We start from the raw sequence: 14,471 nt of genomic DNA, 5'->3' as shown, positions 1-14,471 counted from the left end.
AGGGGTGAAGGAACGGCTGCGGGAAGTCGACGCCAACCTGTTGCTCTCCCTGCACGCGCTGCTGGAGGAACGCAACCTGACCCACGCTGGCGACCGGATGACGATGAGCCAGTCGGCGATGAGCGGCGCCCTCGGGCGGCTGCGCAAACATTTCGACGACGAGCTTCTGGTACGGGAGGGGCGCGGCTTCGTACTGAGCCCGCTCGCCGGACGGTTGCGGCCGGTCGTCGCCGAGGCCGTGGAAGCCGCCGAGGCGCTGCTCGGGGCGCAGCGGGAGTTCGATGCGGCGGCCAGCACCCACCGGTTCGGGGTGAGCATGTCGGAGTATGCGATGACCGTGCTCGCCGAGCCGCTGACCCGGCTGGTCGCACAGCGGGCGCCGGGGTGTTCGCTGGCCCTGGATCCACTCGAGGTGGCACGCGAGCAGTTCGAGTCACAGCTGATGCGGCGCGACCTGATCGTCGGGCCGCTCGGCTACGACTTCCCGGGACGCACCCAGCCGGTCTTCACCGACCACCTCGTGTGCGTGGTCGCCCGTGACCATCCGCGCCTGGTCGACGGGGAACTCGGGCTGGCGGATCTGCGGGCCATGCCGCATGCGGTCGCCCAGTTCAATGCGGCCGGGAGCCGGCGGCGGCCGCTGGAGGTGACCCTGGAACAGCACGGGCTCGCCGACCGGACCGTGCTGGTGCAGGTCACCAGCCTGCTGACGTTGCCGTTCGCGGTCGGCGGGACGCAGATGTGCGCTTTCGTGCCGTCCCGGCTGGCCCGGCGCTGCCTCGACATCCTCGACCTGGTGGTCGCCCGCACGCCGTTGCCGACCGTGCACATCACCGAGGCCGCCCATTGGCATCCGCGCCGCGAGAACGACCCGGCCGTGGTCTGGCTGCGCCGCCTGCTGTACGACGTGGCCGTCGCCGTCGAGGACAACACGTGAGGTGAGCTCCGGAGATAATCGGCGGGTGCCCTCGTACGTGACCACCCCTCGCAGTCTCAGCGACCTCAGTGCCCTTGAATACCGGTTCGCGACCGCCCGGGGTGAGGCGTCAACCCGCGACGATCTGCTGGTGGTGACCTTCACCGGCACGTACGGCATGGGCAGCGCCGGCAACAGCGACGCCGTGTTCATGCGGGCGGTGCTCGCGCTCGCGCTACGGGCGTTCGCGCCGGTCGGCGTCGTGCTGGACCTGCGGGAACTCGACTACCGTTGGGGCGACATGATGGGCGCGGTGCTCAACGACGCCACCATCCGCGACGTCACACCCGCAGTCGTGATCTCAGAAGCCTGCCGCAAAGCCATGACCAGCCTCATCACCGACGAGCTCGGCGAAGAGCCGGTCGAATGGCTGTTCGACAGTCCCGAAGACGCGTTCTTCGCCGTCGACAACAGGGTGCAGCGTGCGCGGGCCGAGGTCCGGCAACAAATCCGGGCAGCGCAGCGTCGTGCGGATCAGCCGTGACGATTCCGCCGGTCGCCTGGCTTGGATCAACGCTGCGGCCAGGTCGGAACAGAATGGACCTTCTGTTTGACGTAGGCAGTACCCGTTCCGCAACGTCCCGGACGGGCCGATCGGCGCGACACCCTGGCCCGTCCGCGCGAACGACACGAGGCAGCCGGTCGTCACACGTAGCGGAACCCCGTAGACGACGTCGCGTTCCGGGGATTCGCCGTCGTATTCGGCACGCCGGACTTCGGCGCCGGGGTAGCCCAGGTCTCGCAGTGCCTTGCGGACAACCACGCCCGTGTCCGCGCCGGATTGCTCACCAGAGCAGGAAGCGGGATCCGGGCAGATCGCGGCCTGCACCGCCGCGTTGATCTTCCGGGCTTCCGCCTCCGCGGCCGCTGACGTCGGCGACGGTCGCCGATCCGGGTCGCGGGCGGTCAGGAATCCGCAGTCCTGTGCATCCTCTTTCAGGGTCGCGGCCTGAAGAGCGTGGATGTCGACGGGTCCGCCACTGACGAAGGAGCCGCGGAGGGTGCCCGGAGTACAGCTCACCGGACGGTTCGGGAACTCGGCGACAGGCGCCGCCTCCGGCATCGGATGCCCAAGCACCGCGGTCACCAGAGCACCGGAGATCACCGCGAGAGCCACGACGCTGGGGAGGCCGACCCTGCGCGACGTGCGAGGATCTTCGCCGAAGACGGACACGCTGGCAAAGTAGCCACTCCAGGGTGCGGCAACGGTTGCCGTCCGGGAGCGGCACAGACCGCACGCGTGCCGCTCCATCGGCCTCGCCCCGTTTCTGCTGGTCAGCGGTCGTAGGAGTGCGGGCCGCCGAGCCAGATGCTCAGGTACTCGGACTGGACGATGCCGGTCAGCAGGTCGGCCAGCGTGGCGGCGAAGCCGGTCTCGTACTGCTCCCAGAGCGGCCCCCGCTCCTTGAACACCACAGGCCACCGGTCGGGTGCCGTGCCGGGTTTGATGTGCCAGAAGAGAAAGTCGCCGTTTCCGGTGTGCCCCCACGAGATCAGGTCGTCGCCGGGCTCGAACCAAGCCGGAATGTCCTCCCGGCCTGGGGCCCAATGCGACGCGTCGCCCAGGCGCCATTCCCGGCGCCAGTTTCCCCGCCCGAAGAACTCCGGGCCGGCACATTCGTGAGCATACGAGTTGTGCCGGAGGAGATCCGCCCAGTCCTGGGCCGCGCCGGGAGCACACACATACAGATGGTCATCGACCGAACCGTTGCCGTAGGCGTCGATGAAAGCCCGATAGTCGCCGGGCAGTGTCACACCGAGTTCCGCCTCCACGACCGGCCAGTCGATGCTCTTTCCGCCGGAATCGGCCAGAGGTGGCAGTTCCAGAATCTCGGCCAGGTGGGCGGCCGCCTCGGTCGGCGTCCGCTGGGTGTCCACGCGGTCGGGAACACTGCGCTCACCGGACACGATGTCGCCTGACCGGAGCAGGTCGCCGCCGATGCCGGACACCACCGCATACGACTCGGCGAGCTCGGCGACGACCAGGTCCACGGCGCGCCGCTTCCGGCCGGACTCGTTGCAGGCGAGACGAAAGCGCTCGCCCGGCTGGGCCCAGTGCCGTGGGTGGTAACCCGCCTCGCCCTCGAGGCGCCACCCGCCGGCGGCGGCCTCGACGGACTCAACGGCGAACTCAAACCGCTCGACACGCATAAGGACAGGTCAACCTTTCGCTTCGCGGACATCGGTTCCGTCTTCGGCATACGCCTTGAAATCCTGCATGTGCTGTTGTGACTGCTTGCGGAAGCTACCCGGCATCAGCAGACCCACCAGCCGCATCATCAGGCCGCTGAACCGGTATTCGTTCTCGCTGACCCAGAGAGTCGCCTCCGGGCCGGCCTCGGTCAGCCGCTCACGTGCGGCATTCCACATGCCCTTGGCGACGATCTCGCGCTCGAAGCGGACGACCATGTCACTCGGGATCCGGTGCAGGTCGGCCGGCTCCCGGCGGGTGATGGTCTCGGTGCACTCGAACTGCTGCCCGCCCGAGTTGAACACGACGCGTGACTCGGTGCCGACCTGGCCGTGCACCCCTGTCAGCGGCTCGTGCAGCACCAGGCCGCGTAGCCAGCCCGGCATCTGTGCCGGGTCGGCGAGCATCTGAGCCACCTGCTCCAGGGGCCGGGCGATCTCGATGGAGACGGTGTATTTCATGGCGAGACGCTCCCCGCTGCCAGCCACTGCGCGTGCTCGCGCATGCGGACCACGTCGTCCGGGAACCAGCTCTCCCACACGTCGTCGAGGCTCATCCAGGCGGCGGGCTGGCCGGGCTCGGGTGTGAGCGGAGCGGCGGAATCGACGATCGCGGCGTAGGACAGGCTCAGCGTCGGCGGCTTGGCCGGATGGAACGAGCGGACGCACGCCCCGGCCGGCTGAGCGAGAAGCTCGGCATCCACTCCGGTCTCCTCGCGGAACTCACGACGCGCCGCAGCGCGGGGCGACTCCCCCGCCTCGACCTTTCCGCCCGGTGGGACCCAGCCCCGCCAGGGATTACGCACCAGAAGGATTCGGGACAGGTCGCGGTCGAACGCCCAGACCTCGGCGCCCAGCGGATCCGCCGGGCTCGCGCCGACACCGGCCACCCAGCCTGCGACGTCGTCGAACTCGACCCGGGCGACAGCGACGTCACCCAGAGCGGCCGCCAGCGACCGCCGCTGCAACTCCTCGCGACTCATGGCAGCAACCTAGCGGCAGGGTCCGACATTCCGGTGCCGCAACCGGTCGATCCGGCCCACCGGCGCCGCCTACCCTGAGACGGTGGCCCGCTATGTGATCGATGCTGCGACCCTGCTGCACGTCGTCGACAACGCGCTCGCGGTAGATCGCGGCCATCAACTCGTGGCGCCGAACGTCATCCGTTCCGAGGCCCTGGACCTGTTGTGGCGCGACGTCCGCCGGGGCGAGCGCACCGAGCGTGCGGCGCTGGAAACCCATGTCCGGATCACCGAGCTGAAAATGCGGCTGCTCGGTGACCGCGTGTCGCGGGCGACGGCGTGGCGGATCGCCCGCGAGAACGACTGGGACACGCTACGCGACGCCGAATACCTGGCGGTGGCGCGGCTACAGGCCGACGCCCTGGTGACGGTCGATCCCCGGATGGCGGCGAAGGCGAAGAACGTCGTTCCGGTGCTGCCCGTTGAGGCCCTCATGACCAGCGGGTAGCAACCATGCCGTCGGTGCATCATGGAGCGATGGCTGATCAAGTGTCGTGGGGCGACGCGGCGCAGTGGTATCCGGACGTCGTCGGGTACGGGGCTGTGCATGATGCCTGGCAGGCCGAGTTCAGCCGGCTCGGGTCGCTGTTCCGGGCTCGTCCCAAGCAACCGGCGAATCCTCGGACCGCGGCCGTCAGCAACGGTGAACGGAACGCCTATCTGATCCTCAGCGCACGGGAACGCAAGATCATTCTCGGTCTGTGCCTTGAGCGTTCCGTCATGGTCAGCGGCTACGCACCGGACGTGGCCGTCGCCGCGGACGCGGCGCACGAATGGCTGTCCGGTGCGCGGCCGCCTGTGGTTGCGGCCGCTTGGCCGTTTCTCGGATCCGTGGCCCTGGCGGCAGCGCGGGAACGCGGCGATCACCGTGAGGCCAAGTGGCTTCACTTGTACGAGAACCACCGCGACGATCGGATAGCGACACGGCTGCATCCTTTTGTCGCCCTGGCCTTCCATGAACCTCGGCTGCGTCGGCTCAGCCCGTACACCAGCCTGTGGACTCTGCGTTTCAGCGCCACCGCGACGTGGCCGTTCACCGGGTCCTATCCCAAGGTCACCCCTGTTGCAACGCCCGGCCGGTATGTCGTGACCACCAGTGACGGCCGAACCCACGACGAGACCGACGCGGCCGACACGCTCCGGCTCGTACTCGCCGCGCTGTGACCCGGCCCCCAGCGAGGGGATGCCAGGATGTCCGGCATGGATCTACAGCTTCGGCCGGTTCGGCGGCAGGACGTCTCGGCGATTACCGGTCTGCTGGGCCAATTGGGTTATCCGACGACCGAGGCGGTGGTGCTGGAACGACTCCACCTCTGGCTGGATGACCCGTCGAGCTGGCTGATCGGCGCCGACGACGATGGTGAACTGGTCGGCGTCGCGGCGCTGCATGTCATGCCGATGCTGGAGATATCCGGAAAGCTCGGGCGCCTGCTCGCGTTGGTCGTCGATGAGCGGTACCGCAGCCGGGGCGTGGGCCAGTTGCTGGTGGCTGCCACCGAACGGCAGGCACGCGCCGCCGGTTGCGTGAAGTTGGAGATCACCAGCAACCGTCTCCGGACGCGAACCCACGAGTTCTACCAGCTTCTCGGGTACGCGGACATCTGCGCGTCCTCAGCCCGTTTCGTCAAGAGCCTCGCCGACGGCCGTCCGCACAGCGGTTGAGGACATGTTCGCCAGAGCCGGTCGAGCGGGTACGAGCAGCGTCGTGATCCCGAGTGTCTCGTTCATGGCGGCGAGCTGGTACTCGTACAGCGCATCGGTTGAATTCCGGACGCCGCGGATGATCGCTGTGCTGTGGTCTCGGTGGCAGTAGTCGACGGTCAGGCCGGACCAGGTGGCAACCGTGACGTTGGTCCAGCCGGGCGGTAGAACCTTCCGGACGGCGTCCGCCCGGGCCGTGCCGGGTTGGGTGGGATCCTTGTCGGCGTTGACCGCGACGAGAACGGTGAGGTGTGCGAACAACCGCCGTGCCCGGTCGACGATGTCGAGGTGCCCCGGGGTGAAGGGGGCGAAGGTGCCGGGGTAGACGGCGCGCGCAGACGTTGGAGGCACCGGCTCAGGGTATTCGCTGCGCGCGGGCCGGTCCTCGAACACCGGGGCCGGGGTCAGGCGGTCCAGATCAGGGCTGTGGTGAGTGCTACTGCGGCGGCGACGGCGACGAGCATCAGGGTCGCGGCGCCGGCTCCGGCGGCGAGGCGGCCGGCGATGGTCCGGGCGTCGATGCGGGTGGGCAGGGCCGGGGCATACTGGACGGTGACGGCGTCCGAGTCGTCGAAGAAGATCACGCTGCGTAGGTTACGGCTCTGAAGGTCAACTAGAAAAACCCAGTTCAGGTGACGTTGAGCACCACAGTGCGGGCCGTCACCGAGCATTGACCTTACGTACTGTGACCATTGTGGAATCGATGGTCGTGATGCCGCACGGTGGGCGTCCGACCACCCCGCGTGGGCGCGGCAAGATCAAGATCTTCGATCGGGACGGCCCACGACTCGATGGTCACCGGCCCAACCGTTGTCGTCGTTCGTCGGCTCTCGGGCGCGGGGTATACGAGTGCCGCCTTTTCGACGCCGAGTCGTTGGGCGTACGTGAAGAGTTGATAGATCTCGTCGGTGGCGGGAGTCGCCTGCCAAGGGCGGTATTTGGCGTCGTAGACGGCGGAGGCCTCGCCGCCGCGATAGAGGACGAAGTCGGCTTTGCCGGTCCGTTTCGGTCCGGTGTCGGTCAGCGCGATCGGCTGCTGGGCGGTGACCGACATTCCCGGCGACCGGTGTCGCAGCCACCTGCCGACGTAGTCCTCCCAGATGCGCGTCATGTCGAACATGACGCTCACCCCCGACACCCCGGCGCCGGTCGGCAGCGTGCTGCGGTCGTCGAGGAGCAGCCGGGCCAGGCGTTCGATCTGGAGATAGCGAGCGGGAACGGAAGCGGATCCGGCCGGGCGGCCGGTCAGCGGGGTGATGCCGTGGAAGATCGGGTCGAGGGCCCGGACCCGGGTGCGCAGGCGGGCGTCCGGGTAGGGCAGCCCGATCAGCCTGCGGTACGCGGTGGCGAGGAGCCGATTGAGCGGGATGTCGCTGGTGAGCCGGTTGGCGTGGGTGGCCAGCCGGTCCGGGCGGCCCGCGTGCGCCTTGAGATGCAGCGTCACCGACGGCACGCCCGGATACGGGGATCGGGTGAACGCGCGTCGCTCGTACGCCTTGGCCAGCCCCTGGCCGGAGATCCGCTCCGCCTCCCGGACGAACGCGAGAGCGATCAGGTCCACCAGGCTGTGCCCGCCGCTGCCCGGCGCGGTGGCCTCGTCGAGCAGCGCGGCATCACGGCCGAGCCCGAGCAGCGTGGCCAGATCCTGGAACGGGAACCGGCCGGTCACCTCGACGGCCCCGCCGCTGAGCAGCTGAAACCGGCCGACGTACGGGCCCGGCTGGAGATCGTAGAAGCCGGGGCGCGCGGTCGGCGTCAGTCGCTGGATCAGCCGCGGCCGTCCGCTGCCGTCGCGGGTTCCGACGGTCATCCGGGCCAGTTCGGCGGCCTCGGCCGTGCTGAGCTGCACGGTCGCGGGCCGGTATTCGACCAGTCGCAGCACGTCAGGCCAGTTCCGCGATCAGGGAGCGGACATCCTCGTCCAGCCGGTTCAATTCGGACGGCTGCTCGAACCAGTATTCGGCCAGATAGGGCCGGACCTGGTAATCCCAGATCCGCTCGGCCACGGCGGCGTCCAGAGCCGCCGTCATCCAGTACGAATGGCCCGGACTGACCGGCGCGTCCGGGCCGACCCGGTCCCGGATCAACCGGAACACCCCCAGCGCGAGTTCGGCGCTGCCGTCCGGACGGCCGGCGGTCCAGCGTTCGAGCACCTTCTCGTCGGGCGGCAGCGGAAAGGCGTTGAATCGGCGGCGCAGGGCGAAATCGAGCATGGCGAGGCTGCGATCGGCCGTGTTCATGGTGCCGAGCAGAAAGACATTTTCGGGTACGGAGAACCGGCGCTGTGAATACGGCAGGGTGACCTCGGTGTCCCGGTATTCCAGCAGGAACAGCAGCTCCCCGAAGACAGCGGCAAGGTCGGCCCGGTTCATCTCGTCGATGATCATGACGAAGGTGTCCCCCGGCGTGTTCCGGGCACGCTCACAGAGCCTGGTGAAGACGCCGGGCCGGACCTCGTACCGCAGCCCGTTTTCTGTGGTGTCGGGCCGAAGGCCCTCGATGAAGTCCTCGTAGGAATACGCGGGGTGGAACTGGGTGAGCTCGATGTGGCCGGGCGAAGTCGCCAGGTGCCGGGCGAGCAGCCGGGCCACGTGCGTCTTGCCGGTGCCGGGCGGCCCGTGGAAGACCGCCTGCCGCATGCCTGTGGTGAGCGCCTGAACCCACTGGTCCACCTGCTCGACGTCGAGGAAGCAGCCCTCGGCGACCTCGGCCACGCCGACTTCGGAGGGCAGGGGCTCGGCCGGCGCCGGCTTGTTGAGGCGCATGATCGCGGTGAGGATCGCGTCGGCTTCCTGCGGTGCGATCCCGTGCCGCTGACGCCAATCGCGGAGATCAACACAGAATTTCTCGTACGCGGCCCGGCTTCGCGCGTGATAGGCGTTTCCGGTCTCCTGTGCGAGGCCGAGCCTCGTGGCGTTGATGCAGATTCCGAACTGCTCGGGATCACGCAGGTAGAGCAGCAGGCTCGGCAGTGAAGAACCGGCGTGTGGAAACAGTGACCGGTCGGCGTAGATCGCCCCGAGAGTCGCGAGAGCGTCCGGGAACGGTTCGGTCCACAGCCGGGTCGCCATGCGGTTGAAGGTGTCGGGGTCGCTGCCGAGTTTGCTCATGATCGCGCCGATGAAGCCCGGGGTGAACCTGTCGTACCGTTCCCGGCCGAGCATGTTGTGCTGATTGATCAGGCGGCCGAGCGCGATGATCTGCGCGGAGTCCATCGATCCGAGGTGCTTGTGGAGGAACGTGCGCACCTGTTCCTCGGCGGCGACCCGGGCCGGAACGAAGTCCGGGCCGAACTGCTCACGGACGATGGAGTTGACCTCAGCAGTGGTGGGCATCAGCAATTTCTAGCAGTCGAGGACCCCCTGGGGCTGCGTCCCGGATCGGGCGATGGAGTATGAGGGTGATGCTCGAATCGATGGAGGCCGTGCGGCGGCTCATGGACCTGCGGCACCGGGGGCGGGCCGAGGATCTGCCGGCCGTGCTGATGGAGACCGCGCCGCTGCTGGAGGCGCGGGCCGCGATCGTGCTGCTGGCCGACTACGGGCAGGTCGGGCTGCACCCGCTGCGGTCGGGCCGGGATGTGTCCTCGCCTCTGGAGGTGGAGGCGACACTCGCCGGGCGGGCGTTCATCACGTCTCAGCGTCAGTGGAGCGACGCGGGTGACGGCGGGGTGTTGTGGCTGCCGCTGCTGCACGGGGCCGAACGGCTCGGTGTGCTGGAGTTGCAGGTCACGGCTCATCCTTCGGCATCGGCGCTGCACGACCTGGAGATCATTGCGGCTCTGGTGGCCGAGCTGATCGCCAGTCGCCGCTTCTACGGCGACGCGGTGGAGCACACCCGGCGGCGGCTGCCGATGCAGCTGGCGGCGGAGATCATCTGGAATCAGCTGCCGCCGCTGACGTACGCGATCGACGGCACCCGGGTCGCCGCGGTGCTGGAGCCCTGCTACGACGTCGGTGGTGACGCCTTCGACTACGCCGCCAACGCGGATGTCCTGCATGTCGCGCTGTTCGACACGGTCGGGCACGGGATCAGTGCGAGCGCGCTGACCACGTTGACGCTCAACACGTACCGTAATGCGCGTCGCTCTGGCCTTTCTTTGATCGACACCTGCCGATCGATTGACAAGTGGGTGCGCGCTCAGTACCCGGGCGCCTTCGTGACCGCGTTGCTGGCCGAGCTGGACATGGCGACCGGCCGGTACCGGCGGATCAGCGCCGGGCATCCGGCCGAGGTCTTCCTGCGCGGCGGCCGCATGCGGCCGCCGCTGCCGACACCGAACACGTTGCCGCTGGGGCTCGGCCACATGGTCGCCCGGCCGCCGGCGGTGGTCGAGGAGCAGCTCGAACCCGGCGACACGCTGGTGCTCTACACCGATGGGATCACCGAGGCGCGGGATGCGTCGGGCGCGCTGTTCGGGGTGGAGCGGCTGGCCGCGTTCCTGCTCGACACCCTCGGCCAGGGGACGGCGGCGGCGGAGACGATGCGCCGCCTGGTGCAGACCATCGTGTCGTACGAGGACGGCGAGCTCCGCGACGACGCCACCGCCGCGATGCTCCAGTGGCGTGCCCACTGACCGTGCGCCGCAACCCTGTAGCGTTGCTGGACCGGCATGTCGCCGTTCAATCACTGGGAGTGGCTCATGAAACGCGATCGGACGGGCGACGCCGCACCGATCCCGCCGATGTATCGGGCGGTGATGACGGCGGCCGGGCCGATCGTGCGCTGGTGGGGCCGTCTGGAAGTGGTCGGGCTGGATCTCCTGCCGCCGCAGGGCGCGACGATCGTGCCAGCGAACCACGACAGTGTCTGGGATCCGTTCGTCATCGCGTTCGCCGCCCGCCGGCGTCGGCAGATCAGGGCTCTCGCCAAGGCGTCGCTCTGGAAGAATCCTCTGCTCCGGCGGGTTCTCGATGGGATGGGTCAGATCCCGGTCCGGCGCGGGCAGGCCGACACGGATGCGCTCGATGCCGCGGTGGAGTGCCTGGCCACGGGTGGTTGTCTCGGGATCTTCCCGGAGGGCACGCGGTCACAGGGGCGGCAATTACGGGCCCGCAGCGGTACGGGGCGTCTCGCTCAGGCTGTTCCGGAGGCGCGGATCGTGTGCGCGGCGGTGTCGGGGACCGTGGATATTGCCCGGTTTCCCCGGCGCCCGCGCCTTAAGGTGACGTTCTTCGAGCCCACGCCGTCGGATGCGGCGGAGTCCGCGCTGGAGCTGTCTACGCGGCTGACTGCCGAGCTCCGCGCCATCGCACCGGTGGCCCCGGCCGGGCGACAGCCGTAGCCTTGGTCGCTGCCGTCGGTGAGCTCGCGATTTTCGGGCCGGGCGGGGCCGGCAGCGGCCGTGGTCACCCGTCCGGTGGCGGTCAACCTTCCTCTTCCCAATTCAGTTCGCGCTCCGGAGTCACGACTGGTCGGTAGAGGCGTGCGACTCCGCCCCTCGCGCCGGCTGTCACCGGCGAACCGTGGATCAACGCGTTGCGAATCTCCAGCAGCATGTGGCTCACGCTCGGGTAGAAGAAGCCGGCGCCATCCCAACCGGACTCGTGGTCAAATTGGCCGATATGGAGATTTCTCGGCCCGCCTCGATCGCCTTCCGATGGCCGGGGTACTCGGCATTAAGGTCGCCGTCGAATAGGCGCGAGCAGAAATCGTTCATCCGGGAGGCGGCGGGGGCGTGTCTGGCGATGATCTCCGCCAAGGACAGTGGCACCTCTGGTGGGATGTCGCCGGTTGCGCACCGGCGGACAAGCTGGTCGCGGGCGACGGGACTGCTGCCGGTCGGCGGGGGCACCCTGCATGTCGAGGTGATCAGCCAGTTCACCAGCTGCATGGAAGCGTAGTCGGCGTCGTGGCCGGTGTTGGTGGCCGCGAATTCCCGCTCGGCGTCTGACAGGTCGAAGCGCGGCGAGGTGGCGAGCCCGAAATCAACAAGGTAGAGCTGGTCGTTGTCGGCTCGGATGTTGCCGAAGTGTCCGTCGAGGTGCAGCACCTCGCGGTTACGCAGGAATGCCGCGATCTCGAGTAGTTGTCGTTCCACCGTTGCGGCTCTGCCGACTGGGTCGCTGAGCCAGTGCGGCAGCCCATCGGGGAGATGTTCGAAAAACAGCACGAGGCTCGAAGTAGCGCTCGCGAGCGCTTCAAATCGTGCGCGAACGGCTCTGTTACCACCGAACTGAGCGACGACGGCATCGATGTCGAGGTGCTCTGCCGCTATCGGCGGGCGGCCGGGCAGCACCCGCCAGTGGTACAGCAACGGGAACGAGTGGGCCTCGCCTGCGAGCACTCCCTCAGTGACAGTCTGGTTGACGGCGAGTTCCCGCCACGCACCGAAACCCGGACCGGCCAGGCGGTACATGCCGTATTGCCAACGGGCCGGTAGGTCGAACAGGTTTGCCGTGCTGTGTGGATGAGCCAGCTCCCAGTCGGTGATCGGCACGCGCTTGACGAACACGGGCGAGCCATCGATGTCGATGCTCGAAGCGCCGCCACCAACGCCCACGCCCCTGAGCTGCGCGGTCCGCAACAACGCCGTCAGTTCGGCGTCGGCGTGGGCTGCCAGTAAGGTCGCGACATGGTTATGGCGGGAACGCCGCTCAAGGAGCACCTCGGCATCATGCCACTGGGTGCTGATTCCCTCAGAGTGGTGACTCCGGTCCGCTGCCGTCCGGCCAGACTTACCTCCTCACTTGACCGGCCCGGGGAGAATCACTGGGCGGAAGCGTCAAGTTGACGGTGGGCCTGCCGACCGTCGAGCCGTGACGAATCTGCGCTCGTCCTCCCGCCGGTCTGGCTGGCTGGCTCTGCTCGCCGCAACCGGGGCCGTACTAGGTGGGGCGTACGCAGTCCATCGGCACCGGCAAAGGCGGGGCGACCAGCGCCCGGAGGCAACTGGTACATCTCGCCCACAGCCCGCTATTGAGCCGGTGCCCGTGATGCCTCCGGACGACCCAGCCGTACCCCGGCCGCGGTTCCGGTCGACCTTCGTCCTCGCGCTGTTTCTCGTGTTGGCGGTGGCCGCCGTGATGGCGATACATCTGTCGGGCACCGACTCCACCGCCTTGCCGAACCGGCTGCCGCGGACGGAGTCACCCGCCACCCACCCCGGCGATGTTGTTCTGCCGCTCCCCCCTGTCACAGCCTGGCGCCCCGAGTGGCCAGTCCCTACCGAGGCGCCACGACCGTCCCCTGCGGTGGTGCCGGACAGCTTTCGAGTCGACGGCAGGACCTGCGGCTCCGGTGAGGCTCGCCCCGTCCTTGACACGATGCATCCCGTCCTGACCGTCCGGCTAACCGCGCCGGCAGAGAATAGGCTGCAACTTTTTAAGAAGAGCGGCGACTTTTTCGCATACGTTAACGTCAACAGCAGTGACCTGACGACGAACGATCAAGGCGATGTGACCCTGTATCCCCGCCGGGAACTCGAGCGCGGTGAGTTGTACCGCTGGGAGCTTTACACGACGACGAGCGACCCGTCGCCGTGGTGCGAGTTCAGGATCGCCGCGCTCGCCCCCACCTCCCCTGACCTCCAGAGCTCCCTCCGTACGGTCCGCCTGTCGCCCTCGAAGTGGCGGAAGATCCGCGCAGTGCTTGACAATCCGTCCGCGTACCGGCCGATCTATGCGGCCAGCAAGCGGGTCTCGAAGGGCGACGTCGCGGCCAAGATGGAGACCCAGAAATGGGAAACGGTGCTCGAACTGATGGCAGAACGGGCTTCGGCAACCGATGATCTCAAACTCTGGCGACTCGTTGACACGCTCTCCGTGAAGTTGGGCGGGCCGCCCGATCCGACTATGGGCTTCACTCGCGCCTGACGGGTCCGGTGCCTTGAGATGCTTGTGGCACATGCTCTTGTGGAAGCATTGATGGATGCCGAGCGAGATGACCGTGTCGCGCACACCGAAATCCGAGTACGACGCGCTGGAGAACTTCCTCGATGCCCAGCGCATCGGGCTTATCCGCAAAGTCGAAGACGTCAGCGACGAACTGGCACGCCAAGCGCCAACGGCGAGTTCCCTGTCGTTGCTCGGCCTCATCAAGCACGCGGCGACCTGGGAGCGCCGCTGGTTCCAGGTGATCATGGCGGGAAGGACGTCGCCCGATGGATGGCCCGAGGTCATGCCGGAACCTCGGGACGCCGAGCTCATCAGCCACGACAGCGATACCGTGGCGAACTGGATCGCGGTCTATCGGGAGCACATCGAGACGTCAAACACGATCGCCGCCGCAATGGACCTGGACGCCCTCTGCGCGCGCACCGATCTCATCGAATGCAACCTGCGCTATGTTCTCCTCCACATGATCGAGGAGACCGCTCGTCATGCCGGGCACGCCGACATCATCCGCGAGACGCTCGACGGGTCACGGGGAATCTGATCTGAGCGGACGCCTGCCGCCGGGCAGAGCTGGTGTTTCACCGGACTCGACAGGGGAAACCCGCGGAGATCGAGGTTCCCTCGTGACCCCGATCGCGGCTGGTCAGCGGGTTTCCGTACAGCCATCAGGCCCGAAGGAATGGTCTTTCCGGGATCGCGGCGCGGATTCTGTGAGCGGTTGCGTAACTGGGTTTCGGAATCGCTCGT

At 68.1% G+C, this 14,471-nt stretch carries 17 protein-coding genes; 9 read left to right on the top strand and 8 right to left on the bottom strand.

The features are described 5' to 3' along the window. Positions 1 to 4 precede the first annotated feature (4 nt). Together AB0E94_RS01885 and AB0E94_RS01880 are read left to right on the top strand one after the other, a co-directional pair. Positions 5 to 937, top strand: a complete 933-nt coding sequence (locus AB0E94_RS01885; RefSeq protein WP_360320969.1) for a LysR family transcriptional regulator — start codon at positions 5 to 7, stop codon at positions 935 to 937. A gap of 130 nt (positions 938 to 1,067) precedes the next feature. Continuing rightward, the gene (locus AB0E94_RS01880) at positions 1,068 to 1,460 is read left to right on the top strand and encodes a hypothetical protein (protein ID WP_360320966.1); all 393 of its coding nucleotides are present in this window, start codon (positions 1,068 to 1,070) and stop codon (positions 1,458 to 1,460) included. A 791-nt stretch (positions 1,461 to 2,251) separates the two neighbouring features. Here the strand turns inward: AB0E94_RS01880 and AB0E94_RS01875 are convergent. The 3 genes from AB0E94_RS01875 to AB0E94_RS01865 are packed head-to-tail and all read right to left on the bottom strand — an operon-like array spanning position 2,252 to position 4,149. Then, positions 2,252 to 3,127, bottom strand: coding sequence for an SMI1/KNR4 family protein (locus AB0E94_RS01875; RefSeq protein ID WP_360320963.1), 876 nt, complete (start codon positions 3,125 to 3,127; stop codon positions 2,252 to 2,254). Positions 3,128 to 3,136: 9 nt separating this feature from the next. Then, a complete protein-coding gene (locus tag AB0E94_RS01870) occupies positions 3,137 to 3,628 on the bottom strand; it encodes an SRPBCC family protein (protein WP_360320960.1) in 492 nt (163 codons plus the stop codon). Further along, positions 3,625 to 4,149 (bottom strand): NUDIX hydrolase, encoded by a 525-nt coding sequence (locus AB0E94_RS01865; RefSeq protein ID WP_360320957.1) that lies wholly within the window; start codon positions 4,147 to 4,149, stop codon positions 3,625 to 3,627. The genes AB0E94_RS01870 and AB0E94_RS01865 overlap by 4 nt, the downstream gene beginning before the upstream one ends. Before the next feature lie 82 nt (positions 4,150 to 4,231). On the opposite strand from AB0E94_RS01865, the gene AB0E94_RS01860 reads away from it, so the two are divergent. From AB0E94_RS01860 to AB0E94_RS01850, 3 genes are read left to right on the top strand one after another with little or no spacing between them, the layout of a single operon-like run. Further along, a complete protein-coding gene (locus AB0E94_RS01860) occupies positions 4,232 to 4,636 on the top strand; it encodes a type II toxin-antitoxin system VapC family toxin (protein ID WP_360320954.1) in 405 nt (134 codons plus the stop codon). 5 nt (positions 4,637 to 4,641) lie between these two features. After that, positions 4,642 to 5,352, top strand: coding sequence for a DUF6193 family natural product biosynthesis protein (locus tag AB0E94_RS01855; protein ID WP_360320951.1), 711 nt, complete (start codon positions 4,642 to 4,644; stop codon positions 5,350 to 5,352). A gap of 27 nt (positions 5,353 to 5,379) precedes the next feature. Next, a complete protein-coding gene (locus AB0E94_RS01850; RefSeq protein ID WP_360320948.1) occupies positions 5,380 to 5,850 on the top strand; it encodes a GNAT family N-acetyltransferase in 471 nt (156 codons plus the stop codon). On the opposite strand, the gene coaD is transcribed toward AB0E94_RS01850, so the two are convergent. The 4 genes from coaD to AB0E94_RS01830 all read right to left on the bottom strand — a co-directional run bounded on the left by coaD (position 5,800) and on the right by AB0E94_RS01830 (position 9,224). Next, positions 5,800 to 6,240: a pantetheine-phosphate adenylyltransferase gene (coaD, locus tag AB0E94_RS01845; protein WP_360320945.1), complete on the bottom strand. Its 441-nt coding sequence runs from the start codon at positions 6,238 to 6,240 to the stop codon at positions 5,800 to 5,802. The two genes, AB0E94_RS01850 and coaD, sit on opposite strands and share 51 nt — an antisense overlap. Before the next feature lie 53 nt (positions 6,241 to 6,293). Beyond that, positions 6,294 to 6,473 (bottom strand): hypothetical protein, encoded by a 180-nt coding sequence (locus tag AB0E94_RS01840; protein ID WP_360320942.1) that lies wholly within the window; start codon positions 6,471 to 6,473, stop codon positions 6,294 to 6,296. Positions 6,474 to 6,565: 92 nt separating this feature from the next. Beyond that, positions 6,566 to 7,771, bottom strand: coding sequence for a hypothetical protein (locus tag AB0E94_RS01835; RefSeq protein ID WP_360320939.1), 1,206 nt, complete (start codon positions 7,769 to 7,771; stop codon positions 6,566 to 6,568). A 1-nt stretch (position 7,772) separates the two neighbouring features. Then, complete coding sequence (locus AB0E94_RS01830; protein WP_360320936.1) at positions 7,773 to 9,224, bottom strand: AAA family ATPase; 1,452 nt, start codon at positions 9,222 to 9,224, stop codon at positions 7,773 to 7,775. Positions 9,225 to 9,292: 68 nt separating this feature from the next. Here AB0E94_RS01830 and AB0E94_RS01825 point away from each other — a divergent pair, with 68 nt between their 5' ends. Continuing rightward, positions 9,293 to 10,465 (top strand): PP2C family protein-serine/threonine phosphatase, encoded by a 1,173-nt coding sequence (locus AB0E94_RS01825; RefSeq protein WP_360320933.1) that lies wholly within the window; start codon positions 9,293 to 9,295, stop codon positions 10,463 to 10,465. 66 nt (positions 10,466 to 10,531) lie between these two features. Further along, positions 10,532 to 11,173 (top strand): lysophospholipid acyltransferase family protein, encoded by a 642-nt coding sequence (locus tag AB0E94_RS01820; protein WP_360320930.1) that lies wholly within the window; start codon positions 10,532 to 10,534, stop codon positions 11,171 to 11,173. Between the two features lie 219 nt (positions 11,174 to 11,392). Here the strand turns inward: AB0E94_RS01820 and AB0E94_RS01815 are convergent, their stop codons facing one another. Next, complete coding sequence (locus AB0E94_RS01815) at positions 11,393 to 12,496, bottom strand: serine/threonine protein phosphatase (RefSeq protein WP_360320927.1); 1,104 nt, start codon at positions 12,494 to 12,496, stop codon at positions 11,393 to 11,395. A gap of 658 nt (positions 12,497 to 13,154) precedes the next feature. Here AB0E94_RS01815 and AB0E94_RS01810 point away from each other — a divergent pair. Continuing rightward, positions 13,155 to 13,703 (top strand): hypothetical protein, encoded by a 549-nt coding sequence (locus tag AB0E94_RS01810; RefSeq protein ID WP_360320924.1) that lies wholly within the window; start codon positions 13,155 to 13,157, stop codon positions 13,701 to 13,703. Between the two features lie 55 nt (positions 13,704 to 13,758). Further along, the gene (locus tag AB0E94_RS01805) at positions 13,759 to 14,265 is read left to right on the top strand and encodes a DinB family protein (RefSeq protein WP_360320921.1); all 507 of its coding nucleotides are present in this window, start codon (positions 13,759 to 13,761) and stop codon (positions 14,263 to 14,265) included. The last annotated feature ends 206 nt before the right edge of the window (positions 14,266 to 14,471 follow it).

It is taken from the genome of Actinoplanes sp. NPDC026670 (assembly GCF_040638175.1).
In the GTDB taxonomy this organism is placed as follows: Bacteria; Actinomycetota; Actinomycetes; order Mycobacteriales; family Micromonosporaceae; genus Actinoplanes.
Note: the sequence above shows the minus strand (reverse complement) of the source record. Positions and strands in the feature narration are given on the sequence as shown.